Origin of the sequence: Rhizobium sp. 768_B6_N1_8, from assembly GCF_051811225.1 — a bacterium.
Taxonomy (GTDB): domain Bacteria; phylum Pseudomonadota; class Alphaproteobacteria; order Rhizobiales; family Rhizobiaceae; genus Rhizobium.
Genome location: NZ_JBPWPV010000001.1, coordinates 3,072,092 through 3,097,539, shown reverse-complemented (window position 1 = coordinate 3,097,539; position 25,448 = coordinate 3,072,092). Strand labels below are relative to the sequence as shown.

21 protein-coding genes are annotated in these 25,448 nt (G+C 59.5%); 8 read left to right on the top strand and 13 right to left on the bottom strand.

The window, feature by feature from the left end:
• Positions 1-107: 107 nt before the first annotated feature.
• Positions 108-1,211 carry a branched-chain amino acid ABC transporter substrate-binding protein gene (locus tag AB8B33_RS15920; RefSeq protein ID WP_439016093.1) on the bottom strand — a complete coding sequence of 368 codons (1,104 nt, stop codon included), beginning with the start codon at positions 1,209-1,211 and terminating at the stop codon, positions 108-110.
• A gap of 447 nt (positions 1,212-1,658) precedes the next feature.
• Between AB8B33_RS15920 and AB8B33_RS15915 the strand changes: the two genes are divergently transcribed.
• Positions 1,659-2,570: an HD-GYP domain-containing protein gene (locus AB8B33_RS15915; RefSeq protein WP_439016092.1), complete on the top strand. Its 912-nt coding sequence runs from the start codon at positions 1,659-1,661 to the stop codon at positions 2,568-2,570.
• A gap of 105 nt (positions 2,571-2,675) precedes the next feature.
• On the opposite strand, the gene AB8B33_RS15910 is transcribed toward AB8B33_RS15915, so the two are convergent.
• Together AB8B33_RS15910 and AB8B33_RS15905 are read right to left on the bottom strand one after the other, a co-directional pair.
• Positions 2,676-3,734: an alpha/beta hydrolase family protein gene (locus AB8B33_RS15910; RefSeq protein ID WP_439016091.1), complete on the bottom strand. Its 1,059-nt coding sequence runs from the start codon at positions 3,732-3,734 to the stop codon at positions 2,676-2,678.
• Positions 3,735-3,873: 139 nt separating this feature from the next.
• Positions 3,874-5,202, bottom strand: coding sequence for an aspartate aminotransferase family protein (locus AB8B33_RS15905; protein ID WP_439016090.1), 1,329 nt, complete (start codon positions 5,200-5,202; stop codon positions 3,874-3,876).
• 247 nt (positions 5,203-5,449) lie between these two features.
• Here AB8B33_RS15905 and AB8B33_RS15900 point away from each other — a divergent pair, with 247 nt between their 5' ends.
• The gene (locus AB8B33_RS15900; protein ID WP_439016089.1) at positions 5,450-7,423 is read left to right on the top strand and encodes a PhoX family protein; all 1,974 of its coding nucleotides are present in this window, start codon (positions 5,450-5,452) and stop codon (positions 7,421-7,423) included.
• A gap of 143 nt (positions 7,424-7,566) precedes the next feature.
• Here AB8B33_RS15900 and AB8B33_RS15895 read toward each other — a convergent pair whose 3' ends face one another.
• From AB8B33_RS15895 to AB8B33_RS15875, 5 genes are all read right to left on the bottom strand, one after another.
• The gene (locus AB8B33_RS15895) at positions 7,567-7,884 is read right to left on the bottom strand and encodes an ArsR/SmtB family transcription factor (protein WP_007824533.1); all 318 of its coding nucleotides are present in this window, start codon (positions 7,882-7,884) and stop codon (positions 7,567-7,569) included.
• A gap of 115 nt (positions 7,885-7,999) precedes the next feature.
• Positions 8,000-8,749 carry a HugZ family protein gene (locus tag AB8B33_RS15890; protein WP_439016088.1) on the bottom strand — a complete coding sequence of 250 codons (750 nt, stop codon included), beginning with the start codon at positions 8,747-8,749 and terminating at the stop codon, positions 8,000-8,002.
• A gap of 138 nt (positions 8,750-8,887) precedes the next feature.
• Entirely contained in the window at positions 8,888-9,934 is a 1,047-nt protein-coding gene (choV, locus tag AB8B33_RS15885) for a choline ABC transporter ATP-binding protein (RefSeq protein WP_439016087.1), read from the bottom strand.
• A complete protein-coding gene (gene choW / locus AB8B33_RS15880; RefSeq protein ID WP_439016085.1) occupies positions 9,931-10,776 on the bottom strand; it encodes a choline ABC transporter permease subunit in 846 nt (281 codons plus the stop codon). Before choW ends, choV begins: the two co-directional genes overlap by 4 nt.
• A gap of 77 nt (positions 10,777-10,853) precedes the next feature.
• On the bottom strand, positions 10,854-11,810 hold the full coding sequence (locus tag AB8B33_RS15875; RefSeq protein ID WP_113321977.1) for a choline ABC transporter substrate-binding protein: 957 nt from the start codon (positions 11,808-11,810) through the stop codon (positions 10,854-10,856).
• Between the two features lie 236 nt (positions 11,811-12,046).
• On the opposite strand from AB8B33_RS15875, the gene AB8B33_RS15870 reads away from it, so the two are divergent.
• From AB8B33_RS15870 to AB8B33_RS15860, 3 genes are all read left to right on the top strand, one after another.
• Entirely contained in the window at positions 12,047-12,649 is a 603-nt protein-coding gene (locus tag AB8B33_RS15870; RefSeq protein WP_113321978.1) for a thymidine kinase, read from the top strand.
• Between the two features lie 73 nt (positions 12,650-12,722).
• Positions 12,723-13,796 (top strand): hypothetical protein, encoded by a 1,074-nt coding sequence (locus AB8B33_RS15865; protein ID WP_439016084.1) that lies wholly within the window; start codon positions 12,723-12,725, stop codon positions 13,794-13,796.
• A 151-nt stretch (positions 13,797-13,947) separates the two neighbouring features.
• Positions 13,948-15,069: a DUF2333 family protein gene (locus tag AB8B33_RS15860; RefSeq protein ID WP_439016083.1), complete on the top strand. Its 1,122-nt coding sequence runs from the start codon at positions 13,948-13,950 to the stop codon at positions 15,067-15,069.
• Here AB8B33_RS15860 and AB8B33_RS15855 read toward each other — a convergent pair.
• From AB8B33_RS15855 to AB8B33_RS15845, 3 genes are all read right to left on the bottom strand, one after another.
• A complete protein-coding gene (locus tag AB8B33_RS15855) occupies positions 15,066-15,527 on the bottom strand; it encodes a diguanylate cyclase (RefSeq protein WP_113321981.1) in 462 nt (153 codons plus the stop codon). The two genes, AB8B33_RS15860 and AB8B33_RS15855, sit on opposite strands and share 4 nt — an antisense overlap.
• Before the next feature lie 46 nt (positions 15,528-15,573).
• Positions 15,574-16,299, bottom strand: coding sequence for a helix-turn-helix transcriptional regulator (locus AB8B33_RS15850; RefSeq protein ID WP_113321982.1), 726 nt, complete (start codon positions 16,297-16,299; stop codon positions 15,574-15,576).
• A 145-nt stretch (positions 16,300-16,444) separates the two neighbouring features.
• Entirely contained in the window at positions 16,445-16,906 is a 462-nt protein-coding gene (locus AB8B33_RS15845; protein WP_007824522.1) for an Lrp/AsnC ligand binding domain-containing protein, read from the bottom strand.
• Between the two features lie 112 nt (positions 16,907-17,018).
• Between AB8B33_RS15845 and putA the strand changes: the two genes are divergently transcribed.
• Positions 17,019-20,135: a bifunctional proline dehydrogenase/L-glutamate gamma-semialdehyde dehydrogenase PutA gene (gene putA / locus AB8B33_RS15840; protein WP_439016082.1), complete on the top strand. Its 3,117-nt coding sequence runs from the start codon at positions 17,019-17,021 to the stop codon at positions 20,133-20,135.
• 95 nt (positions 20,136-20,230) lie between these two features.
• Positions 20,231-21,922 (top strand): hypothetical protein, encoded by a 1,692-nt coding sequence (locus AB8B33_RS15835; protein WP_439016081.1) that lies wholly within the window; start codon positions 20,231-20,233, stop codon positions 21,920-21,922.
• Positions 21,923-22,012: 90 nt separating this feature from the next.
• Here the strand turns inward: AB8B33_RS15835 and AB8B33_RS15830 are convergent, their stop codons facing one another.
• Entirely contained in the window at positions 22,013-22,540 is a 528-nt protein-coding gene (locus AB8B33_RS15830; RefSeq protein WP_007824518.1) for a TIGR00645 family protein, read from the bottom strand.
• 154 nt (positions 22,541-22,694) lie between these two features.
• Here AB8B33_RS15830 and AB8B33_RS15825 point away from each other — a divergent pair, with 154 nt between their 5' ends.
• Positions 22,695-24,374, top strand: a complete 1,680-nt coding sequence (locus tag AB8B33_RS15825; RefSeq protein ID WP_439016080.1) for a formate--tetrahydrofolate ligase — start codon at positions 22,695-22,697, stop codon at positions 24,372-24,374.
• 82 nt (positions 24,375-24,456) lie between these two features.
• Here the strand turns inward: AB8B33_RS15825 and AB8B33_RS15820 are convergent, their stop codons facing one another.
• Entirely contained in the window at positions 24,457-25,371 is a 915-nt protein-coding gene (locus AB8B33_RS15820; protein ID WP_439017261.1) for an extensin family protein, read from the bottom strand.
• Between the last annotated feature and the right edge of the window lie 77 nt (positions 25,372-25,448).

Sequence of the window (25,448 nt, the reverse complement as noted above, 5' to 3'; positions counted from 1 at the left end):
GCGATACAATCGATTCCGCGAGTTATAGCGCATCTGTCTGCGGATTGGATGCCCGCAAACGAAACCGGACGCCAATGGCGCCCGGTCCCGTGTCTCATTCGTTTCGATTACTCGGCAGCAACGATCTTGCCGCCTTCCCACTTGTAGAGCGAGAAGCTCTGCGAGGTGAGGTCGCCGGTTTCGCCGTAGGTGAGCTTGCCGATGACGGTCGAGATCGGCTCACCGCCCTTCAGGGCAGCAGCAACGGCTTCCGCATCCTCGGCGCTACCGGCCTTTTCGATGCCAGCCTTCAGGACTTCAACGGCTGCATAGGCGTTGAGCGTGAAGGCTTCGGCCGGGATGTTCTTGGCGGCCAGTGCATCGGCAGCAGCCTTGGAGTCCGGGCTCTTGGTGGCGTCGGAGGCGTTGGTAAACAACGTGCCGGCTGCCGCATCCGTGCCGATCGACCAGAACTCGGTGTTGGAGAGGCCGTCGCCGCCGATGATCTGAGCGTTGACCGAGAGGTCATGCAACTGGCGGGCAAGCAGGCCGCCTTCCGGGTGGTAGCCGCCGAAATAGACGAGATCGACCTTCTCGGCCTTGATACGGGTCGTGAGTGCGGAGAAGTCCTTGTCGCCGGGCGTGATGGAGTCATTGATGACTTCGGTGACGCCGCCGGCGTTCAGCGTTGCCTTGAAGGCGTCGGCAAGGCCCTTACCGTAAGCGCCCTTGTCGTTGATAATGGCGACGCGCTTGTCCTTGAAGTGTTCCAGAGCATATTTGGCGGCGACTTCGGCCTGCTGGTCGTCACGGCCGCAGGTGCGCAGAACGTTGGTCAGGCCGCGCTTGGTGAGGTCAGGCGCGGTTGCCGTTGGCGTGACCATCAGCACGCCGTTTTCGGCCAGAACGTCGGAAACCGGGATTGCAACGCCGGAGGTGACCGGACCGACGACGAAGCGGATGCCGTCGGCGACAACCTTGTTCGCGGCGGAAACGCCCTGCTTCGGTTCGCCCGCGTCGTCAGCGAGTTCGATCACGACCTTCTCACCGAGAATGCCGCCGCTCTTGTTGATTTCATCGACGGCGGTCTGCGCGCCGTTCTTTACCTGGTCACCATAGGCTGCCACCGGGCCGGTCAGCGGTGCGATGAGGCCGATGACGATATCCGCATGCGCGAGTGGCGCAAATGCCAGCGAGGCGACAAGCGTCGCCGTCAGGGTCTTCAGGGTCATGTTCTCTCTCCTTGGGTAGGGTCGTCTTCGACCACCGGTTGCTTGCCGCGAAAGCCGTTTCTTTTGTCAGCGATCCCTTCGGGAGCGTGCCAAGGACGAGGAAAAGCTGCGCGATCAATGAGCCCCGCGGCCATATTTGGCTCGCGCGGCGCATGGCAAGATTTCTAGGAATTTCGGTGAGATTCCGCAAGATGATAACAAGATCAGGTTCGTTTTCGCCAAATCTGGAAAGATTGCGCCCGATTTTTTGATTTTTCAGTCCATTTCCCGCAATTTTCGGTCTGCCTTGTGTCGGCCCGCCAATGATCCTTGCGGTAATTCATATATTCAATCCAATTAATAATTGATTCTGAGAATCCCAGTATAACTGTCGTTCCTGTAGATATTGTTGCGGTGCAATAAAATATTCGATTTGTCGATATATGGATAGCGGGAACAGATATCTGGATGCTCAAGCGTATTGAAGCCAGGCAGGTGCGGACCGGAATGTTTATCGAGATGGTCGAGGGTATCTGGCACGATCCTCTTCTATCTCGGCGACGGTTCTTACTGCGACGCGAGAGCGATACGCTGAAGCTCAATGAGTGCGCGGATGCAGGTGTCGTGATCAACACCACCAAGGGCCTCGATGTCAGGAACACCTCACGCAAGATCGAGATCGACGTCAAGGCAGCGCGCGAGACCATTCAGAGATCCGTGGAGGTCCTGGAAGATGTCTTCGGTCGGCTGCAGGGTGGAGATGGGATCACCGTCGATCAGGTCGAGCCGGTGATTTCCTCCGTTTCCAAATCGATGGATGACCACCCTGCCGTCTTCATGAGCGTCACCCGGCTGAAGTCCAAGGATGAAGTGACCTTTCTGCATTCCCTTTCGGTCAGTGCCTTGATGATCCTTTTCAGCCGCCATCTCGGACTGGATGAGGAAGTGGTGCAGACACTCGGCACGGCTGGGCTGTTGCACGACGTCGGCAAGCTCGAAATTCCGCTCGAAGTACTCAACAAGGAAGGGCGCCTGAACGAAGACGAGATCCAGTTGATCCGTGATCATCCGGAAAAAGGGCATGCGATCCTGTCGCGTCAGGAGGGCATGTCGGAAATCGTTCTCGACGTTTGCCTCAATCATCATGAACGGATCGACGGCAAGGGTTATCCGCGCAAGCTGTCCCACGGCGAGATCAGCCTTCACGCACGTCTTGCCGCGATTTGCGATGTCTATGACGCCGTTACTTCGGTGCGCCCCTACAAGGCTCCGTGGAGCGCGAAGGAGGCGCTGAGCTGGATGCTTGCCAATGAAGGGCATTTCGACCGCCGGCTCGTCAAAAAATTCGCCCTCTGCCTGTCGATAGCCTCCGTTTCCTGAGCGTATCTGTCTCATCACACAAGGCTGCAGGGATCTGATCCGCCGCAGGCCGAATGTCTTCGTGATCCGTGGCTTCCCGAAAGCGCGCAGGATGAGGAAGCTGCTCTATTGATCAGCGAGCGCCTTTCCCAGGAAATCCGTGACCATGCTGGAAACCTGCTGGTGAATCGTTCCGCGATCCGCGCCAACACCATCCCGGCAGACGATGCTCTCCCCTGGCGCTTCCTTCTCGATCAGTTCGGCGGCGTCAGGTTTGCAGGACTGCATGAAGCTGAAATGCAGCGATCCGGGGATAAGGCTGTAGGTGGTGGTCGCTGGCGGCAGATAGCGGGCAAGGTAGCCGGAATCCTTGTTGGTGGCGGCTATGTCCGCCTCGGTTGCCGTCTCCGCATCGACATCCGCCGCAGCACCCAGCACCATGAGAGGGATATGGATTGCCGCAAGGCTCTCCGGTGTCAGCCCGCGGCCAGGTCCGAGGTCGAGCGTCACCGCGGCACGAATTCTTGCATCACCGAGATCGGCGGCCATCGCCGCGTTGGAAGCCGCATCGCGTCCGATGCCGAGCGCCTCGAATATCTTGCAATAGATCGCGCTGAATTCAGCCATGCAATTCTTCGTCACCTTGGCCGCGTCGAAGCGGCCGCCCGCCAGTTCGACGACCGTCCAGCCGCCGAGCGAATGGCCGATGGCGGCAATCCGATCGGATGCCACGCCGCCCGTCAGATCGGGATTGTCGAGCAGCGCATCGATCGTGCGGCTGAGGTCGCCAGGGCGCTTCCACAGTTTAACGGCATCGGGCTTTCGCATGTCGAGTGTGGTCGTGCCGGGATGATCGGGTGCGGCGACGACATAGCCCGCGTCAACGAGGTCGGCCGCAAGCCAGGCGAGGTTGCGCCAGCTGCCGCCATAACCATGGGAGAGGACGACCAGCGGATGCGGGCCGGCCACGGGTTCGGCGTCCTTGATGACAGGTTGGCCGACGAAGGCCGGTGTTTCGCCGAGAAGGACGGGTGTGGCGTCAGACGCGGTCGGATACCAGATGCTGACATGCATCGAGCGATCGGCGTTTTTGCCGGGCAGGGTGGTTTGGCGGAACCCGGTTCCGGCATGTGCTGCTGATACCAGCAGCAGGAGCAGAGGGAGGACAAAGGCGAGTCTTGGCATGGGATCTCCATTGGGTTGATTTGCCCTGTCTGGAGGAAATCCCTGAGGCTGGAGACCGATAACGCGATCGAGGTCGCCGATATCAAAAGAAAGGGCGAGGCCGAAGCCTCGCCCTTGAATTCAATCGGGACGATCGAGCTCAGATGTTGTTCTGCAGGATCGTACGCAGCTTGCCGAAGAGTTCGTCGATGTGCTTCTTCTCGATGATCAGCGGCGGTGAGAGAGCGATGATGTCGCCTGTCGTGCGGATCAGCAGGCCGCTTTCGTAAGCCTTGAGGAAGGCCGTGAAGGCCCGCTTGGTCGGCTCACCGGCGATCGGGTCGAGTTCGATGGCGCCGATAAGGCCGGTGTTTCTGATGTCGATGACATTGGGGCAATCCTTCAGCGAATGCAGCGCGTCGGCCCAGTAGTCGGAGAGTTCGGCTGCGCGGGTCAGCAGGTCCTCTTCCTTGTAGGTGTCGAGCGTTGCAAGAGCTGCGGCCGAGGCGATCGGGTTACCGGAATAGGTATAGCCGTGGAAGAACTCGATCATGTGCTCGGGGCCATTCATGAAGGCATCATGGATTTCCGAGGTCACGAAGACAGCACCCATCGGGATGACGCCGTTGGTTAGGCCCTTGGCGGTGGTGATGATGTCGGGCTTCACATCGTAGTACTGAGCAGCGAAGGGAGCGCCCAGACGGCCGAAGCCGGTGATGACTTCATCGAAGATCAGCAGGATGCCATGCTTGGTGCAGATCTCGCGCAGCTTCTGCAGATAGCCCTTCGGCGGGATGAGAACGCCGGTCGAACCCGCAACCGGTTCGACGATCACGGCGGCGACCGTGGATGCATCGTGCAGAGTGACGATGCGCTCGAGTTCGGTGGCGATATCGCCGCCAATTTCGGGTTCGCCGCGGGTGAAGTTGTTCTTGCCGGGCAGGTGGGTATGCGGCATGTGATCGACGCCGGTCAGCAGCGTGCCGAACATCTTGCGGTTGGTGACGATGCCGCCGACCGAGATGCCGCCGAAATTGACGCCGTGATAGCCGCGTTCGCGGCCGATCAGGCGGAAGCGTGAGCCATTGCCCTTCACGCGATGATAGGCGAGCGCCACCTTGAGCGCCGTTTCCACCGATTCCGAACCGGAATTGGTGAAGAGGACATGGTCCAAGCCCTCAGGCGCGATGTCGACCAGGCGGTTGGCGAGTTCGAAAGCCTTGGGATGACCGAGCTGGAAGGCCGGGGCGTAATCGAGTTCGCCGGCCTGTTCGCTGATCGCCTCGGTGATCTTCGGGCGGCAGTGGCCGGCATTCACGCACCAGAGGCCAGCCGTACCGTCCAGAACCTGACGCCCGTCATGGGTCTGGTAGTACATATCCTTGGCGCTCACGAAGAGGCGCGGTTCCTTCTTGAACTGGCGATTTGCGGTAAAGGGCATCCAAAAGGCGCGAAGGTCGTTTGGCGTTGCATTCAGGCGGTTGGACATGCTGTTCTCCTGGCCGTTGGGGAGGCCGTTCCCGTTCAAGGCTTGGTGCCGTTTATTTTTACTGCCCGGTCAAATTATCAGCGCCCGGCAAGGCGTCAAGCCGAAGAAGCGCCGCTGTCTGCCGTTGCCGGACACTTCGGGCGTCATCAATCCTTCGCCCGGCATTGCTACAAAAATCGATGGCCGCAATGGCCGAGGGCATTTCATTCATTTCCTTGAAATTCAACCATTTTTACCGGAGGTAGTCATGACGGACCGCCAGAAAACCAGACCGCGTCCCAATCCGCGGCGTGCATTTGCGCCGAGCTACGGCACCATTCTCGAAGAAGGCGTTCGTCGCCGTACCGTTCTCAAGGGCTTCATCGCCGCCATGGGTGCGGCTGCTTTTGCGCCGGCGCTCGAAGCAACGAGGGCAGAAGCTGCCGAGTCGACCCTTACTTTCCCCGAACTGAAGCGCGTGCGCGACACCGCCGACCATTGGCCTGATGGTTACGAGCGCCAGATCCTCATTCGCTGGGGCGACGCTCTCTTTACCGACAGCCCGGAATTCGATGTCGCCAAGCTGAATGGCAAGGCGGCCGAGCGCCAGTTTGGCTACAACAATGACTTCACGCAGTTCCTGCCGCTGCCGTGGGGCGAAAAGAGCTCCGATCACGGCCTGATGGTCGTCAGCCATGAATATGCGACGCCCTTTCTGATGTTCCCGGGCCTGACCGCTGACAACTACCGCGAGAAGACGACCGAGGATCAAATCCGCGCCGTCATGGCTGCTGTCGGCGTATCCGTTTTCGAAGTGCGCAAGGATGGCAATCAATGGCACGTGGTCAAGGACGGCAAGTATAACCGCCGCATCCACATGAGTACGGAGATCGGCATTTCCGGCCCGGCTGCCGGCGACGACCGGCTCAAGACCAAGGCCGATCCGACCGGCACGGTTGTCTTCGGCACGATCTCGAACTGCAATGGCGGCATCACACCCTGGGGCACGATGCTCTCAGGCGAAGAAGGCGCGATGGATGTTTTTGCCGGCGACTATACCAAGTTGCCGAACCAGGAACTGGTCGAGCGCCAGGGTTGGGACGAGGATGAGAACGACATCTATTCCGTCAGCCGCGTCGAGCCGCGCTTCAAGTTCGAGGAAGAGTCGAACGAGTGGATGCGTTTCGACTGGGTCGTCGAAATCGATCCCTTCGATCCGACGGCAAAGCCGGTCAAGCGCACCTCGCTCGGCCGCATGACACATGAAGGCGCGCAATGTTGCGTCGCGCCTGACGGCCGCGTCGTGGTCTTCATGGGCGATGACGACGATTTCGAATATATCTACCGCTTCGTCACCCGCGATCCGTGGAACCCCAACGATCGCGCCGCCAACAAGGATCTGCTCGATCACGGCACGCTGTCTGTCGCCAAGTTCGAAAGCGACGGCACGATGCGCTGGATCCCGCTGATCGCCGGCGAAGGCCCGCTGACGGCGGAAGCCGGCTTCAAGACGCAGGCAGACGTGGTTCTCGCCACCCGCACTGCCGCCGACCTTGTTGGTGCGACGCCGATGGACGGGCCGGAGGGCTTCATCCCGCATCCCGGCACCGGCAAGCTCTATGTGGCGATGACCGAAAACGAGGATCGCTTGCCGAAGGGCCAGGGGGACGACGAGAAGGAACAGGTCAACGTTGCCAATCCACGTGGCCCCAACCCGCATGGGCATCTGCTGGAGCTTGTAACGCCAGGCGGTCCTGATAAGCCCGATTACGCCGCTGAGAGCTTCAAGTGGGACGTCTTCGTGCTCTGCGGCGATCCGGCCAAGCCCGAAGACCAGGCGATGTTCCACCCGGCGACCACCTCGGCCGGCTGGTTCACCGACCCCGATAACCTTGCCGTGGATCCAGCAGGCCGCCTTTGGGTGACCACCGACGGCCCGCCGCCTGAGGGCATCGCCGATTCCGTCTATGTGATGGATACGGAGGGTTCGGGCCGCGCTTTGCCGAAGCTCATCTATATCGCGCCTGTCGGTTCGGAGACCTGCTCGCCGACCTTTACCTCGGACGGCTCCAGTGTCTTCCTCTCGGTCCAGCATCCGGGTGAATTGCGCATGGCCGATAACGAGGATGCGACCTCAATGGAAGATGCCGGCACTAACTGGCCGGACTTCAAGCCGGGTGTGCCGGCGCGTCCGTCGCTCGTCGTGCTGACGCGCGCTAGCAACGGAGTGGTGGGCAGCTAACCTGTCGTTCTGACACAGACGGGACCGGCAATTCTTGCGAATTGCCGGTCCCAAAGGTTTTACGTGCTGAAAATCGTTAAGCGGCGCCCGCGGAAGCATTTCCCTGGAACGCTGCTCAGACTGACATCATGTCAGCGCTGACATCAGGCTGCAGACCTGCTCCGGTTCTGAGCCACGTAGATATCCTCCAGCGTCGCGAGGATCTTCATGACCGGCTCGGAGTTGCTGGAATAGTAGATCGTCTGTGCATCACGACGGGTCTTGACCAGCTTCTGAGCGCGCAATTTCGACAGATGCTGGGAGAGGGCCGACTGGCTCAGGCCGACCTGGGTGGCGAGAACGCCGACAGGCACTTCTCCCTTTACCAGGCTGGTGAGGATCAGCAAACGCTTGGGGTTGGCCATGGCCGATAATAAAGCTGCCGCCACATTGGTGTGCTCGGCCAAATCAGAGGTTTCCATATTTTTTCTTCCTAATGCGAAACGTACATCATCCGTACAGGCACAGGCCGTCAGACGGTTCTTTGACTGACGGCGAAAACTAGCAATTGGGCTCGAAGATTGTATATACCTAAATTTAAGGTATCAGGTATGCTATTTTAGATATGTTTGAACAAATGTGATCTAAGTCCTCAGCGGGTATGTCGAACTCGCAACGCATCAATAAGTCACCTGAAATCATATCAAAACCTTCGGAATCGACCCCACATATGCGCCAGGGACCCGCTTCAGGTGCCTTCAGCCTGGATGTCAGCGCTAACATGAGGTCCGGATGGCGCGCTACTAAATCTTGCACTGCGGCGTCAGCTTTTTCAGCGATGTGATCATTTGCCTCGGAGTGAATCACGAGATCGCTGCCGTCCAAAATGTAAGCACGGCCGAATCCGCCATTAAGGCTGGCCGATTGCGGGATGAGCCGGAAGAAACGGAAATCAGGGAAATCGATATAGAGTTTCGCCTTGGCGTGACGGTTGAGGAAACGAGTGCGGATGCGCGCGTGGAGAGGCGTATCCCGCTCCACCTGTTCCGCACGGCATTGGGTCGTCAGGCGGGCATGGGCGAGCGGATCGCCCTTGCCGGGCTCGCCGGTCAGGAGCGAGGCCCTGGCATCGGCAGCGAGCGCTTTCGTGTGGGTCGAGAGCGCGGAAACGAGAATAACAGGCACGCCGTCTATGTCGGTGCCGAGGAGAACCCGGCTTGCGAAGGGAAAGCCGGTTTCGGGATCGAGAACGGCGAGGGCAGCATAGCGGGCGGAGCGCAAGAGAGTGCGCGCCAGCTTGCGGGCCTCGTCGTCGGTTTCGCGGAGCGTGGAGGACGGTTCTTTCATATCCGCGTTGTCGCAAAGCGGAGTGAAAGGATCAAGTCTAAAGCGTGTCGCGATGTCCAGGATTCGCTTGCCACGCTTTAGTTTTCGTTTTCACATGTCGTTACCGCGAAACCGCTGCACACTTTTGCGCGACATGCTCTATTCCTTCCGCTTGTGCCGCGTGAGGCCGGTGACGACATCCTGCGCCGAGATCGTGCCGACGATCTGGCCGTTGTCGACCACGCCGATACTGCCGGGCTGCCGGGAGAGGGCATCGAGGATATCGACAAGCGGCGTCGTGGGGCGCGCAGTGGCGCTGACCGACATGCCGATTGCGGCGTCGCCAAGCCCAGGCTGCATGATGTCAGAAGCCATCAGCATGTTGATCGGATTCATGTTCTGCACGAAGTCGGCGACATATTGATCGGCCGGGTTCTTGACGATCTCCTGTGGCGTTCCGCACTGGATGATGCGTCCGCCCTCCATGATGGCGATGCGATTGCCGATGCGGAAGGCCTCGTCGAGATCGTGGCTGACGAAGAGGATGGTCTTCTTCAGCCGCCGCTGGAATTCCAGCAACTCGTCCTGCAGGCGCGTACGGATCAGCGGATCGAGCGCGGAGAACGGCTCGTCCATAAGGAGGATCGGCGCGCCGGTGGCGAATGCACGGGCAAGGCCGACGCGCTGCTGCATGCCGCCGGAGAGCTCGTTGACCTTGCGGTCCGCCCATTTCGTCAGGTTGACGAGTTCGAGCTGCTCGCCGACCCGGCTCTTGCGCTCGGCTTCCCGTACGCCCGAGAGCTCAAGGCCGAAACCGACATTCTCGGCAACGGTGCGCCAGGGCAGGAGGGCGAATTGCTGGAACACCATGGAGACCGTATGCGTGCGCAGGTCGCGCAGCGCCTTGGCACTGCATTTGTAGGGGTTTACCGGCCCCGTTGCCGTCGAAACGGCGACGTCGCCGCGCACGACCGGCGCAAGCCCATTGACGGCGCGCAGGAGCGTCGACTTGCCGGAACCCGATAGGCCCATCAGCACGAGGATTTCGCCTTCCTCGATGGTCAGCGAGGCATTGGCGACGCCGAGAACAAGACCGGTCTCGGCCCCGATCTCGTCACGTGAGCGACCCTGGTCGACCATGGCGAGCCCAATTTCCGGACGGTCGCCGAAGATGATGTTGACGTCTCTGAAACTGACCGCGGTCATGCGCCGTCTCCTTCGCCTGCGGTGCGGAACATGCGGTCCAGAATGATTGCCAGAATGACGATACAGAAACCGGCCTCAAAACCCTTGGCGATGTTGACGGTGTTCAAGGCACGCACGACCGGTACGCCGAGACCGGGAGCGCCAACGAGGGCGGCGATCACGACCATCGAGAGGGAGAGCATGATGGTCTGCGTCAGGCCGGCCATGATCTGCGGCGTTGCAAAGGGCAGCTCGACCTTGCGCAGAACTTGGATCGGCGTCGCGCCGAACGCGACGGCGGCTTCGACGAGGGAAGGGGGCGTCGAGATAATGCCGAGGCGGGTAAGGCGGATGGGGGCGGGGATGGCGAAGATGACGGTTGCGATCAGGCCCGGCACCATGCCGAGGCCGAAAAGGATAAGTGCTGGAATCAGATAGACGAAGGTCGGAATGGTCTGCATGAGGTCCAGAACGGGCCGCATCGCGGCATAGATCCAGGCGCGGCGGGCAGCGGCAATGCCGAGCGGAATGCCGATCACCATGCTGACGAAGGTCGCGGCGAGTACGAGCGCCAGCGTTTCCGTCGTCTCCTTCCAATAGCCCTGGTTCATGATGAGCAGCAGCCCAAGACAGGTGAAGACCGCCACTGTTATCGATCGGCGCAGCCACCAGGCGACGAGGCTGATGGCAAGGATGGCAATCAGCGGATTGGGCGTCTGCAGCACGAAAAGCAAGGCATTGATGACGTGGGACAGCAGCGCGGAGAGTTGGTTGAAGAACCATTCGCCGTTTGTCGTCAGCCAGTCAACGAAGGACTTGGCCCAGGGGCCAATGGGAATTTTAGCGTCGGTGATCCAATTCACGAGGCGCGCCTGTCTTTTAAGAACGAAGATCGGGATGAAAACGAAAACGGGGCGGCAGATCCGCCCCGTTCATTTCATCAGAGGCCGAGGCCGGACTTGACGGCTGCGAGGCCATCGCTGCTGCCATCGCGCGTCTTGACGCCGGCAAGCCAGGGATCAACCGTGGACGGATTGGCCTTTAGCCATTCGCCCGCTGCCTTTTCCGGATCTTCGCCGTCGTTCAGGATCTTGTTCATGATCTCGTTCTCCATCTTCAGGGAGAACTTCAGATTCTTGACCAGCGTCCCGACGTTCGGGCACTCATCGAGATAGCCGGCACGCACGTTGGTATAGACTTCGGCGCCGCCGAAATTCGGTCCGAACGTGTCGTCGCCACCCGACAGATAGGTCATCTTGAAGTTGGTGTTCATCGGATGCGGTTCCCAGCCGAGGAAGACGATGGGCTTGCCTTCCTTCTCGGCGCGGGCGACCTGCGCCAACATGCCCTGCTCGGAGGATTCGACCAGTTCCATCTCCTTCATGCCGAAGGTGTTCTTGTCGATCATGTCGATGACGTGGCGGTTGCCGTCATTGCCGGGCTCGATACCGTAGATCTTGCCGTCGAGATCACTCTTGTGGGCAGCGATATCCTTGAAGTCCTTGATACCGAGTTCGGCGCCCTTGGCATTGGTTGCCAGCGTGTACTTGGCGCCGACGAGGTTCGGACCGTAAGATTCGACCGACTTGTCGTCGAGGTAGGGCTGGATATCTGCCTTCTGGGACTGCATCCAGTTGCCGAGGAACACGTCGATGTCCTTGTTCTTCATCGAGGTATAGGTGACCGGCAAGGAGAGAACCTTGATGTCGGTCTCATAACCAAGCTTCTTGAGGAGCAGGGAGGCGGTCGCCGTAGTCGACGTGACGTCCGTCCAGCCGATATCCGAAAGATGGACGGTGGAGCAGCTTTCAGGGTCTGCGGAGAAGGCGGCGGTCGCAACGGAGAGAGCTGCGACTGCAGTTGCGGTAATGAGTTTGAATGCGCTTGTTGTTTTCATTTTAGACTCCCAGTCTTACGTTCCCAAGCCAACCATCAATAGACCAGTTTTACAAGCGATCTCGGCGCGTTTGCGGCGTTCCGGACTATATGATTGCGACGCCTCAGCGTTTTTTGGGAAAGCTTGAATTTCAAGGCCTTTGGCGATTTCGCCACCAGGATTTCCTGTGATTATCGATTTGTCGGGGCTTTTCTTTGCGTTCTCCAGCTTTCAAGAAGCCAGATAAGGAGAATCCGATGGCAAAACTCTATTTCAACTACTCGACGATGAATGCCGGCAAGTCGACCATGCTGCTGCAGGCCTCCTACAATTACCAGGAGCGCGGCATGCGCACGGTTCTCTTGATCGCGGCCTTCGACGATCGGGTGGGGCGGGGCATCATCGGTTCGCGTATCGGGCTCGAAGCGGAGGCCATCCCCTTCGAAAGCGACAGCGATCTCTATGCGCTGGTCCGGAAACTCAGCAGCGAAGGACAGGCGATCTCCTGCGTCTTCGTCGATGAAGCGCATTTCATGACGCGCGATCATATTTGGCAGCTTGCCCGCGTCGTCGACAGGCTCGGCATTCCCGTGATGGTCTACGGCCTGAGAACGGATTTCCAGGGCAAGCTCTTCCCGGCCTCGCAGGAGCTGCTGGCGATTGCCGACGAGATGAGGGAGGTGCGTACCATCTGCCATTGCGGGCGCAAGGCCACCATGGTCGTGCGGCTCGATGCCGAGGGCAAGGTGCTGCACGAGGGCGCGCAGATCGATGTCGGGGGGAACGAGAAATATGTTTCGCTCTGCCGCCGCCATTGGGATGATGCAATGAACGGCGAATGGATTGCCGAGCCGGTCTGAACGGATCGACGCCTGTTTTCTTTAGCGCGGCAAGTGAATAGTCTGGAAGACGGAGATTCCATGGGAGTGCCCGGTGCGCAAGAGCCCGCCCTTCGATAGCCAGTATGATGCTGCCCGTGACCTTGCCGAGGCCATGGCCGGCGAAGCCGACTATTGCGCCGCCTGCATCACAAGTTTCGATGGTGACGAGTCGCGCTCATCCGACGAGATTTTCCTGGAGCAGAATGCGCGCTTCCAGGCCTTCTTGAACGACAGTGCCACGCTCGATGTGCTGCTTGCGGAACTCGTCTTCTCCCTCGACCGGCTGACGGCCAAGGTTTCGGCCGATCTCGACAGTTTTCGCGGGCTGACGCGGCGTGAAAAGATGGCCGGATGGTTTTCCCGACAGCGCATGTGGCGCATGCATAGCGCGCGGGTGCGCGAGGCGCCGGTCGTGGAACAACTGCTCGATCTTCTGACGAAATCCGATCTGCTGGCGACGCTGCTTAAAGGCCAGAGGCTGTCCCTTGTCGAGCGTCACAAGAGCGCCGAATTGAGCCTCATCGACATTGTCGAGCATCGGCGGCGGCTTGTTGACGAGATCGACATTGCGCGGATGCGGATGAAGGAGCTCAACGCCAAGGCATTGAACACGCAGGGGCGCATCGGCGTCTATGGCAACAAGGCGCACTGGGAGCAGATGGAAGCGGAGCGCCTAGCGTTAAAGGCGGAGGCCGAGCGCATTTCCGTCGAGGAACATGCGATGCGCGACGAGAGCCAGCGGCGCGAACGCTTCATCGGCATGTTCCAGGCCTTCGTCGACAGGCTTAATGGCCGTATCGCCGGCTGCAACGTGCTCGTCCGCAAGCTTTCGGTCGATACCGAGGAGCGGCTCATCATCTATCAGGCGCAGGTCGATACCGACCGTCCGGGCATGAAGGTGAGGATCAAGCCGGAGCTTTTCCCGAATATTGCCGCATCTATTGCGCTTTTCGAAAAGGGCATGCTGGTGCCTCAGGATCTGGTCCAGCGAAAGAGCCGTGCAGATCAGGAATTTGCCCGGAAATTTCCCGCCTATGCCGAGGAGCCCTCGGAGGCGCCGCTGATCGATGTGGTGCGAAAATCTCCGATGTTCGGCCTCGGATTCCTCCGTTCGCTGCGCTCCTAACGGGGCGGCGAGGGAAGGCGTATCCGATCTGTCGCGTCTGGCTCGCACTCCGTTGGCCGAAATATCCTTGTCTGTTGTTGTACTTGGGCGATCGAGCGCATATGTGGATGGAAAGGATATCCCTGTTTTCGCCGCCTGACAGGAGACGACGATGCTCGACCGGATTGCCGGTTTTTTCAGACTGATCGGCCAGACGATCAGCCGCTGGGTTCGCCTTTTTGCCGCCTGGGCGATCTGGCCATTCATGGCCGCGCACGGATGGTATGCGCGGCGGACCTGGATGATCCGGCTGCCGATCATCGCGTTTCTCGCACTTCTCGTCGTCCTTTACGGCTATTTCATCTGGCAGACGCAGGCCTGGTCGAATTTCAATACGAACTTCGTCGATCAATATCGCCTTTCGGATCGCAAGGTGCCGGCAGGACAGGAAATTCCGGCGGCCGACGGAATTGCTGCCAAGACCTGCCAGCGCTCGGCGATCGTCGATGTCGCGGCCGATCTGACGGATTTCAACGTCAACCAGAATGCCTGGATATCGTCGATGGTGCTCTACAAGATGGGCCTGTTCGGCATCGATTGGGATCACACGCCCTTCCTGGACAACAAGGCATCCTTCCAGCGCGGCATCAACCAGGCGGTCCGGCGAACTTCGGCGGAGCTTGTTGATACGCTCGGGCGCGTGCGAGGCACGTCCGGCATCAACAATGATCTGCAGAGCGCGCGCGGCAATCTGCAGTTCGATGAACACAGCTGGTATTTCGGGCTCGATCCCTTCGGACTGAAGACGCCGACGCCTGCCTATTATCGCACGGCCATCAAAGACTTGCGCAAGTTCAACACTGATCTCGCCGCCTGCAACGCAGTTTTCGACGGTCGCGCGGACAACCTGATGCAGTTCATCGACCGCATCGCCAACGATCTCGGCAGCACCTCCGACATGCTGGCCGAGCGCTCGGAAAACCATAATCGCGGCTGGTTCGACACGCGGGCGGACGATCGATTCTGGTTCGCCTACGGGCAGCTCTACGCTTATTACGCGATTCTGACGGCCGCACAGTCTGATTTCTCTCAGGTTGTGTCGGAGCGAAACCTCGGGGCGATCTGGGCCGGCACGACACGGCAATTCCAGGCAGCACTTCGCATCCAGCCGGCAATCATTTCCAACGGACGGGAGGATGGCTGGATCATGCCGAGCCATCTCGCCACGATGGGCTTTTATATGCTGAGAGTGCGGTCGAACCTGGTTGAAATCCGCTCGGTGCTGGACCGTTAAGCCGGAGTGCCGCCGTCCTCGAAGCCAAGGATGCGCAGCTTCTCGACGAATTCATAGGTGATACCGACGATACCGCCGCCGCTGGCGTCGTCGCGGAACTTGCCGACGGAGCGCACCATCTTGTAGCCGCCGAGCCCGTTGTCGACGCGATAGACATAGTGGAAGCCGACCCGGTAGAGGCTTGCCTGCTCGAAGGTTTCGGCAATCAGCAGCCGGTCTTCCGCATGGATGCGCGACATGAGTTCGGTCAGGTTGACCGGACCTTCGCTGTAAGGAAGATCGAAGATCTGGTGTACGTCTTCGCTGGCGAAGAAATGCCCGGTCTCGAGGTTCATCCGCCAGAAGCCGAAGAGGCGGTAGGCAGCGAACATGGTCAGCGCTTCTGCATCGGTAATTCCGATGTGGGCACGGGATTGCAGCCGATGTTCGACGGCTGACTGTTCGAAACGAAGAGGCACGGTTTCCCCCTAATTCGGGATGGCGCGCTGATTCTCTTCTGATTCCTCAGTTGATCAGCTTCAATCGGATGGCTTTTGCTACCAACTGGGTGCGGTTGACGCAATCGAGTTTTTTAATTGCGTTGGTCATATAGGCATTTACCGTGTGATCCGAGAGCGCCAGGATCTGGCCGATCTCGATCGAGGTCTTGCCCTGCGCTGTCCATCGCACGACCTCAAGCTCGCGGGCCGAGAGCGCGCTATGGGGGCTCTCCTCATTGCGCTTGACGCTGTTGTAGGTATCGACGGCGTGGAGAACGATCATCGCGAGTTCGTTGATCTCGCTCTGGCCGAGGGATGCACGTTCGCCGCCAAACCAGAAGACGAGGCGCTGTCCATCGGCCGAATTGATCGGCATGGCAATGCCGGCGCTCATGCCGTGCTGCAGCATCAAGTTTCTGGTGCCGGCAGGGAAAGACTGGGCATGGCCGGGATCGTTAAGATGCCATACCTGCGGTACGGCTGATTCCCTCATGCGTGCGGCAAAGGGACAGGCGCGCAGCATATGCGCTCGATCGAAATCCCTGATGTAGGAAACCGGCAGCGAGCTCTCGATGATCAGCGGCTTGAGCAGCAAATCTTCTATCGTCGGCGCGTTCAGCAGGGTGGCGTGCTCAAAACCGAATGCGGCCGCCACCCTTCCAAGCGCTTGTGCGAACAGGCCGCGCGTGCGCGCCACTGCCAGTTCGCTCGATAGTAATGACTGCCTTTCAGAGGTAGTCATGTAAGACATTATATGCCCCCGCAAGTCCCTATGTTACCGCTATCAAATACATAAATCCGCCTGCATGCTAGCCCTAATTGACTTAGCACACGCTGATTAATTCATTTTGTGAAAAATTAACCAGATGAAAAACGCGCTTAAGTTGATTTTCGAGCTATACGGGTAGAAGGGCTGTGCCTTTTACCTCCTCCATGACCGCATAGGTGTGTGTTTCGCGTACGCCGGGGAGGGAAAGAATCACCTCCGAGAGGAATTGGCGATAAGCCTCCATCCCCGCCATGCGCGCCTTCACAAGATAGTCGAAACCTCCTGCGACCATATGACATTCCATGACGTCGTCGCTGCGTTTTACTGCCGCAGCAAAGGCATCGAAAACGTCAGGCGTGGTGCGGTCAAGTTTCACCTGTACGAAAACGAGGAGGTTGCGGCCGAGTTTTTCCGGCGAAAGGATTGCCATATAGCCCGTGATATAACCGTCTCGGGTTAGCCGCTTGACGCGCTCGGCAGTGGCCGTGGGAGACAGGTTAACGCGTTCGGCGAGCTCTATGTTGGAAAGTCGTCCTTCCTTCTGCAGCGCACGCAGAATCTTGCGGTCGAGACGGTCGAGCTCTTTCATTTTTCGCGGCCTTTCAGGCGGTCGGTAGGCGAAGATCGTGTTGGTCGGCCTCAGTTTAGTGAAAAACACCACGAATGAACAGCTATGTTGCCGAAATCACGGAGAACACTTCATGCCGACCCAGATTTCCACGCCTTTTGCCCTGTTCAACGCTCCATTTGCCGGTGACGATGATCGCCTGCTGCATGGTTTCGCCGAAGGTTTGCGATTTTCGGCCTCCCAGGATGTTGCGATCGACAAGCGTGCCGGGGGCATGATCGAGGCGATCCGCAGCAATTCGGGATCGATCGGCGGCGTAGAGGATTTCCTCAGGGAATACGGGCTTTCCACCAAGGAGGGTCTGGCGCTGATGGTGCTTGCCGAAGCGCTGCTGCGCGTGCCCGACGCGTTGACGCAGGACAAGCTGATCGAGGACAAGCTGAAGGAAGGCGGCTGGAGCGAGCATGAGGGCAAGGCCGACAGCTGGTTTGTCTCGGCATCCGCCTGGGCGCTCGGCGTTTCAGCCCGCATCATCCGCCCCGGTGAGACGCCCGAGGGCGTGCTTCGCGGCCTTGTCAAACGCATGGGCCTGCCGACCGTTCGCAATGCCACCAAGCAGGCCATGCGCTTCCTTGGCCATCACTTCGTGCTCGGCGAAACCATCAAGGACGCTCTCAACCGCGCGGCCAAGAGCGAGGAGAAGGGCTATCGCCATTCCTTCGACATGTTGGGCGAGGGCGCACGGACGGCCGAAGATGCCAAACGTTACTGGCAATCCTACGCCATGGCGATCGAAGCGATCGGCGGCTGGATGGCGAAGAACGCCAAGGGCAAGGATTTGCCCGATCGCATGGGTATTTCCGTCAAGCTTTCGGCGCTGCATCCGCGTTATCTGGCCACTCACCGCGATCGCGTGATGAAAGAACTCGTGCCCGACCTCCTGAAGCTTGCGCAGATGGCCAAGGCACATCAGCTCAATTTCACCATCGATGCCGAAGAAGCCGACCGGCTGGAACTTTCGCTCGACGTGATCGCCGCGGTCTTTTCCGATCCGTCGCTTGCCGGCTGGGATGGTTTTGGCCTTGCAATCCAGGCCTATCAGAAGCGCGCGGTCGCCGTGATCGATTATATTGATGAACTCTGCGCAAAGCTTGGCCGCCGCATGATGGTGCGCCTCGTCAAGGGCGCCTACTGGGATACCGAGGTCAAGCGGGCGCAGGAACGCGGGCTTGACGATTATCCGGTCTGGACGCGCAAGCAGGCGACAGACCTTTCCTATCTCGCCTGCGCGCAGCACATGCTCGCCAAGCGGGCGCGTATTTTCCCGCAATTTGCCACGCATAATGCACTGACGGTTTCCACCATTCTGGAGCTTGCCGGCAATGACCGTACCGGCTTCGAGTTCCAGCGCCTGCATGGTATGGGCGAGAGCCTCTACAATCATCTGCTTGATACCAACGACCGGATCGCCTGCCGGATCTATGCGCCTGTTGGAGGCTACCGCGATCTGCTCGCCTATCTTGTCCGCCGTCTTCTCGAAAACGGCGCCAATTCCTCCTTCGTTGCTATGGCCGGCGACAAGAATGTGCCGATCAAGGCATTGCTGGAGCGTCCGGCGGACAAATTGCAATTCGATGTCGGCGCCAGTGCCCGCAACAGCAAGATTCCGATGCCGCTGCAGCTCTACGGCAAGCGCAAGAACAGCGCCGGACTGGAATTCGGTCATCGTGCAACGCTTGAAAAACTGATGGAGGCGATCCGCAAGGGTCTTCCCCCCATCGCGGCGACGCCTCTCATCCCCGGTGTGGTTGCCAGCGGTTCGGAAACGCCCGTCGTTTCGCCGTCCGATCGCTCCAAGACCGTCGGCTCGGTTCGCAATGCCACCGCTGCCGATGTCGACAAGGCCTTTGCCGTTGCCGCCAAAGGCTACAAGGCATGGTCGCGCCGTTCGGTCGAAGAACGTGCATCTGCGCTGGAGCGCATGGCCGACCTTATGGAAGAAAATCGCGGTAGGCTGCTTGTGCTCCTGGCCGCAGAAGCCGGCAAGACGCTCGACGACGGCATTGCGGAAATACGCGAGGCGGTGGATTTCTGCCGCTATTACGCCAGCGAGGCGCGCCGGCTCTTCGGTACCGCGACCAAGATGCCGGGGCCGACCGGAGAGGATAATCGGTACCTGTGGCGTGGTCGCGGGGTTTTTACCTGCATCTCGCCCTGGAACTTCCCGCTGGCGATCTTCCTTGGGCAGGTTTCGGCCGCCCTCGTTTCCGGCAACGCCGTGCTCGCAAAGCCTGCACCGCAGACGCCGCTGATTGCCTATGAAGCAGTGAAGCTGTTCCACAAGGCCGGCGTGCCGGAAGACGCGCTGCTCTTCGTGCCTGGCGGTCCCGACGTCGGTGCCGCTATCACGGCGCATGCAGCGCTTGCCGGCGTTGCCTTCACCGGTTCGACGAAGACGGCATGGGCAATCAACCGGGCGCTTGCCGCCAAGGACGGACCGATCGTGCCGCTGATTGCCGAAACCGGCGGACTCAACGCCATGGTGGTCGATGCGACGGCGCTCGGCGAGCAGGTGGCCGATGATGTGGTCCTATCGGCCTTCCGTTCGGCCGGTCAGCGCTGCTCCGCACTCCGCCTGCTTTTCCTGCAGGAAGACATCGCCGAACATATGACGCAGATGATCGAAGGCGCTGCGCGCGAACTGCAGCTTGGCGATCCCGCATTGGAAACGACTGATGTCGGCCCGATCATCGACGAGAAGCAGAAGGCGATGCTGGAAGCCCATATCGCCGACATGCAGAAAACGCAGAAGGTGCGCTATGCCGGCAAGGCGCCTGATGGCGGAAGCTTCTTCGCGCCGCATATCATCGAGCTCGACAAGCCTGCGGCACTGACCAAGGAAGTCTTCGGGCCGGTGCTGCACATCGTCAGATGGAAGGCGAAGGAATTGCCTAGGGTGCTGCAGGATATCCAGGCCTCCGGCTACGGCCTGACGCTTGGCGTTCACAGCCGCATCGAATCCACGATCCGCACCGTCACCGATGCGCTCGATACTGGCAATGTCTATGTGAACCGTAACATGATCGGCGCCGTCGTCGGCACCCAGCCCTTCGGCGGTTCGGGTTTATCCGGCACCGGCTTCAAGGCTGGCGGGCCGGCCTATCTGCAGCGTTTTGCGCTGGAACAGGTGATCTCCGTGAACACGGCAGCTGCAGGTGGTAATGCCAGCCTGATCGCGATGGGCGAATAAAGTAATAAGGCGGCGGCAAGCCCTCGGAATCCCGCTTGCTGCCGTTTAATCCAATTGCTAAGTGTATGGTCAGGTGCAACTAAGGCGATCTAATCGTGCGCTTTGCAGTTTCTTTTTTGGTGAAGTGCCTATCCTTCCGATCATTACTTATTTTGTTTCTTTTGAACTTGCCGATCGGAGCTACTGCCTCCGAAGCTGCCAAGCAGAAACAGGCGGGGCAGCCCCCGATGGATTTCATTCTCGTGCACAGCCTCTCCTGTCTGGAAGACTGTCCTGAATGGATATCGGCGGAGGGGCGTGTAACGTCAGATACGCCAGCGCGGCTGAGAAAATTTCTCAAGAAGATCGGCGACCGGAAAGTACCTGTCGTCCTCCGCTCGGAGGGTGGCGAAGTCGATGCCGCCTATGCGATGGGGCGGATGATCCGCAAGGCCGGTCTTGAAACGGCAGTCGGCGGTACGCAGCTGAAGGATTGCCCCGATGACAATAGGCGCTGCGCTGCGGCTATCGCAAAGGATGGCACTGCGGTCGGGGACACTTATTCGGACGGTGCGTTCTGCTATTCCGCGTGTCCTCTGGTGCTGGCTGGTGGCACGTCGCGCGCCTCGTCGCAGTGGGCCTATATCGGCGTCCACCAGATCACGACCGTCTATCAGAAGGTGCGTATCTCTTACCGGATCGAATACAAAATGGTGAACGGCAAGAAGACGGAAGTCTCCCGCAAGGAGGTTGGACGAAAGGCGGCTGGGCAGCGCAGCTCCACCAAGCTGGGCAAGAAGGCCACTGCTGCCCTTACGGGCTATTTGAAGGAAATGGGCGTCAGTGGTGATCTGGTCGATGTGATGATGGCTACCACCCCTGCAAGCATCGCAGTCATACCGCCTGAAGACGCAGTTCGAATGGGTCTTCTCACGGATGTGCTGACATTCAGTGAGTGGCCCGGTATGCCGCTCTGTCCTAAAGACGCTGCGGCGAGCGCCGTCTGCTATCGCCATCCTGTGGCCGAGGTGGCTATAGCGCCGGCGCCTGTGGCGGAGGCACCGGTGAAGCGTGCGACCGTATACACAAGCGGCGGTCTGCCTAACACCCATCCTATGGACTTTCTCGTGATGTACGATGGCAATTGCCAGGACGAGTGTACGCAGTGGATTTCTGCGGATGGGGACATCACGCCGGATACGCCGGCTCAGCTGGACGCGATCTTGAAGACGCTCGGAGAAAAAAAGCTGCCCGTCATCTTTCAGTCCTATGGCGGCGACAGAGATGCTGCTTTCGCGATGGGGCGTATGATCCGCGCCGCAGGTCTCGATACGTCGATTGGTAGAACGCGCTTGCCGAATTGTCCGATGCAGGATCCGCGTTGCACTGCGAGTATGGCCAAAAACGGGCCGACCGAAGGTGAGGTCTTTGCCGGCGGTGCGTACTGCTTTTCGAGCTGCACGCTTGCCTTCATGGGCGGAGAGTTGCGGTTCGTCGGAAAGACTTCTGCTCTTGGCCTCAGCCAGCCGGCGATCGAGGTTACGGAGACCGAGCGCGGAAAATTCATTGCCTATTTCAGCGAGATGGGCATCAGTCCCGAGACATTCGACACGATGATGATAACGCCGTCATTCGGGAGAGGCGATATATATCCACCTCAGGCGCTCAAGCTTGGCATCATCGATGGTGTGATTCCCTACGATGAAGAGCCGGGCCTTCATCTCTGCGGACCGAACGCGAAGGAAAGCGTCCGGTGCCCCAGGAGATCCGGTGTGGAAACTGTGCCGGTTGCGGCCACGGTCAATTGATGCCGATATCCGAAAAGATGCGCCGCCGCGATACGGCACTTTTGCTTTGTGCGGCTCTCGTTCGCCGGATGTGTCCGGCTTGACGCCGCCTTACGCCTTGTCCTTCAAATCATTCTTCGAGGTCACGCTCATCAGCTTCTCGAGGAACCCGAGCATGACCGCCGAGACGACAAAGGCGAGATGCATGAGGGTCAGCCACATGATCCTGCCGTCGGTATATTGATCGACGTTGAGGAAGACCTGCAGGAGGTGGATGGAGGAGATGGCGACAATCGAGGAGGCGACCTTGATCTTCAGGCTGCCGGAATCGAGCTTGCCGAGGAAGGAGACTTCGCCTTCTTTTTCGGCCTCGTCGAAACGGCTGACGAAATTCTCGTAGCCGGAGATCATGACCATGACGATGAGGCTTGCGACGAGTGCCGCATCGATGAGACCGAGCATGGCGAGGATCATTTCCGCCTCGCCGAGTTCGAACACGCTTCCTGCGACCTTCAGGAACTTGAAGGCGAAAGATACGGCATAAACGGCCAACGCAAGCACAAGGCCGATATAGAAGACCACCAGCAGCCAGCGGCTGGAAAGAATGATGCGCTCGACCAGAAGTTCGAGTGATTTCATGATCTACCCCGTAAATCCCAGAATCGTTGGCCCCTAATAAACAATGGAATAGGCGGACTGCAAGGCGCAGTACTATTCACAGGTTCGGGATATTTCGCTATCCGATTGAAATAAACGCCGAGTCCGTTGTGCTGAGAGAATGAGGACACGATCCATGGCTGCCATCAAATCCGATATCGAAATCGCACGCGCGGCGACGAAGAAGCCGATTTTCGAAATCGGCGCCAAGCTTGGCATCCCCCCGGAACAGCTTGTTCCTTATGGACATGACAAGGCGAAGATCAGCGCCGAGTTCATCGCCGCCCAGGAGGGCAAGAAGGACGGCAAGCTCATCCTTGTTACCGCCATCAACCCGACGCCGGCGGGCGAGGGCAAGACGACGACCACCGTCGGTCTCGGCGACGGGCTGAACCGCATCGGCAGGAAGGCGATCGTCTGCGTGCGCGAGGCCTCGCTTGGTCCCTGCTTCGGTGTGAAGGGCGGGGCGGCAGGTGGCGGATATGCCCAGGTCGTGCCGATGGAAGACATCAACCTGCATTTCACGGGCGATTTCCACGCGATCACCTCGGCACACAATTTGCTGGCCGCAATGATCGACAATCACATCTACTGGGGCAACGAAGAGAATATCGACCTGCGCCGCATCACATGGCGGCGGGTGATGGACATGAACGACCGGGCGCTACGCAGCATGGTGTCTTCACTCGGTGGGGTTTCCAACGGCTTTCCGCGGCAGAACGGCTTCGATATCACCGTCGCCTCTGAAGTGATGGCAATTCTCTGCCTTGCGACCGATCTCAGGGATTTGGAACGTCGCCTTGGCGACATCATCATCGGCTATCGCTTCGACAAGACGCCGGTTTATGCCCGCGATCTCAAGGCGGATGGGGCCATGGCCGTGCTCCTGAAAGACGCCATGCAGCCGAACCTCGTGCAGACCCTGGAGAACAATCCTGCCTTCGTTCACGGCGGTCCTTTCGCCAATATTGCTCACGGCTGCAATTCGGTGATTGCGACGAAGACCGCGCTGAAGCTCGGCGAATATGTCGTGACGGAAGCGGGCTTCGGGGCCGATCTCGGCGCAGAGAAATTTTTCAACATCAAGTGCCGAAAGGCAGGGTTGAAGCCGAGTGCTGCCGTGATCGTGGCGACTGTCCGGGCGCTGAAGATGAACGGCGGCGTGAAGAAGGACGATCTCGGCGCGGAGAATGTTCAGGCGCTGGTTCGCGGCTGCTCCAATCTTGGCCGCCATATCGCCAATGTGCGCCGGTTCGGCGTGCCTGTCGTCGTTGCGATCAACCATTTCACCTCGGATACGGATGCGGAAATCGCTGCTGTCAAAGATTTCGTCGCGCGTCACGGAGCGGAAGCCATCCTCTGCCGTCATTGGGCGGAAGGGTCTGAAGGCATCGAGGACCTCGCCTATAAGGTTGTGGAGCTTGCCGAATCCGGACAGGCGAAGTTCGAGCCGCTCTATGGCGACGACCTCCCGCTGCTCGAAAAGATCGAGATCGTCGCCTCGAAGATCTATCACGCTGGCGAGGTGACGGCTGACAAGGCTGTACGAGACCAGCTAGCGGCCTGGGAGGAACAGGGCTACGGCAACCTGCCGGTCTGCATGGCGAAGACGCAATATTCCTTCTCCACCGATCCGAACCTGCGCGGTGCGCCCGAGGGGCATATCGTAACGGTGCGCGAGGTGCGCTTGTCAGCCGGCGCCGGTTTCGTCGTGGTCATCACCGGCGAGATCATGACGATGCCCGGTCTGCCGAAGTCGCCGTCGGCGGAGCGGATTTACCTCAATGATCAGGGTTATATCGAAGGACTATTCTAGGCCGCCGCCACTTCACAAGCCGATTCAAGGCTTTCGCAACCGGATTCCGATCTCGCGATCAAACATTGATCTGTCTCGTATTTCAGTGACAGTAACGAAAGTCGCCCTTTCTCTCGATCACATCGAGATGGAAGTGGGTTTCGTGGGCAGCATCGCTCTCGGGATCGAGCACGGTGGTGAAATAGAGGCAGCCTGCGGCGCTGACGGTGCGCTGGAATGCCCCTGTCAGCGTCGAATCCTCGCGGCGCGAGCGGACGGCAACATCCTCGCCCTTCTTGAAGCTGAAGCTTGCGATATCGATGGCATTGCCGCGGGCATGTTCGGAGATCTTGCCGGTGTCGGCGCCGTTGCGCAGGCGGCAAATGTAGGCGGAAGCCTGATTGATGGTGGTGATATCGCCGCTTTCCGGCAAGGCGACCGAGGCTGTGGGAATGACGCTTCCCTTCATCCATCGTGCGAGCGCCAGTGCCGTCGGGCAGCGTAGTGTGGCTTCAGGCTTCAGCGTGATGCCGGGCAGCGCTTGGGAGACGATGATCGGCTTGTCGATGCCGCAGCCGTTGCCGTCGTCGATGCGGGGTGTCTCGCGGAAGACGACGCCGAGGCTCTGCAGTTCTCTAGTGCATTCGGCATGGTCCGCGTCGCTTTCCGGTTCGATGGTCAGATGCTGCTCTTCGAGCGTCGGTTCAGTCGGGGGCTTCGCCCGGTCTTCCGGTGTGGGAGAGGGTGGACCAAATTTTTCGCCGGCTGGCGCGGCCGGGGTCTCGCTCGGTTTGGGCTGCGGTGTCGGAACCTCGGAGGCGGCCGGCGGTGTTTCGGGGTTTTGCGCAGGCGCAGGTTCGGGCTGAGGCTTGGGAACCTGCTCTTCTTCCTGTTTCTTTTCTGGCTGAGGGGCCGCAGGCGCTTCGATTGCTGCTTCTGGCTTTGCCTGAGGCACCGGGCCGGTTCGCGGCAGTCTTGCGCCGGGGAGCAGGGCGAGTGCGGCCAGAATGACCGCCATCTTCCGAAATTCTCTCACACGTCGTTTCCCGTTGATCGAGCGGAGGGGAAACGCAAGAACGGCGAATTCGTTGCAAT

Bases quoted from the DNA above. Each gene is read 5' to 3' on its own strand.
- AB8B33_RS15895 (WP_007824533.1), bottom strand. From the start codon at position 7,884: ATGGAAACCTCTGATTTGGCCGAGCACACCAATGTGGCGGCAGCTTTA.
- AB8B33_RS15820 (WP_439017261.1), bottom strand. From the start codon at position 25,371: ATGGCGGTCATTCTGGCCGCACTCGCCCTGCTCCCCGGCGCAAGACTG.
- AB8B33_RS15910 (WP_439016091.1), bottom strand. From the start codon at position 3,734: ATGCCAAGACTCGCCTTTGTCCTCCCTCTGCTCCTGCTGCTGGTATCA.
- AB8B33_RS15825 (WP_439016080.1), top strand. From the start codon at position 22,695: ATGGCTGCCATCAAATCCGATATCGAAATCGCACGCGCGGCGACGAAG.
- AB8B33_RS15830 (WP_007824518.1), bottom strand. From the start codon at position 22,540: ATGAAATCACTCGAACTTCTGGTCGAGCGCATCATTCTTTCCAGCCGC.
- AB8B33_RS15860 (WP_439016083.1), top strand. From the start codon at position 13,948: ATGCTCGACCGGATTGCCGGTTTTTTCAGACTGATCGGCCAGACGATC.
- AB8B33_RS15915 (WP_439016092.1), top strand. From the start codon at position 1,659: ATGCTCAAGCGTATTGAAGCCAGGCAGGTGCGGACCGGAATGTTTATC.
- AB8B33_RS15845 (WP_007824522.1), bottom strand. From the start codon at position 16,906: ATGAAAGAGCTCGACCGTCTCGACCGCAAGATTCTGCGTGCGCTGCAG.
- choV (WP_439016087.1), bottom strand. From the start codon at position 9,934: ATGACCGCGGTCAGTTTCAGAGACGTCAACATCATCTTCGGCGACCGT.
- AB8B33_RS15900 (WP_439016089.1), top strand. From the start codon at position 5,450: ATGACGGACCGCCAGAAAACCAGACCGCGTCCCAATCCGCGGCGTGCA.
- putA (WP_439016082.1), top strand. From the start codon at position 17,019: ATGCCGACCCAGATTTCCACGCCTTTTGCCCTGTTCAACGCTCCATTT.
- AB8B33_RS15890 (WP_439016088.1), bottom strand. From the start codon at position 8,749: ATGAAAGAACCGTCCTCCACGCTCCGCGAAACCGACGACGAGGCCCGC.
- AB8B33_RS15875 (WP_113321977.1), bottom strand. From the start codon at position 11,810: ATGAAAACAACAAGCGCATTCAAACTCATTACCGCAACTGCAGTCGCA.
- AB8B33_RS15870 (WP_113321978.1), top strand. From the start codon at position 12,047: ATGGCAAAACTCTATTTCAACTACTCGACGATGAATGCCGGCAAGTCG.
- AB8B33_RS15905 (WP_439016090.1), bottom strand. From the start codon at position 5,202: ATGTCCAACCGCCTGAATGCAACGCCAAACGACCTTCGCGCCTTTTGG.
- AB8B33_RS15850 (WP_113321982.1), bottom strand. From the start codon at position 16,299: ATGTCTTACATGACTACCTCTGAAAGGCAGTCATTACTATCGAGCGAA.
- AB8B33_RS15920 (WP_439016093.1), bottom strand. From the start codon at position 1,211: ATGACCCTGAAGACCCTGACGGCGACGCTTGTCGCCTCGCTGGCATTT.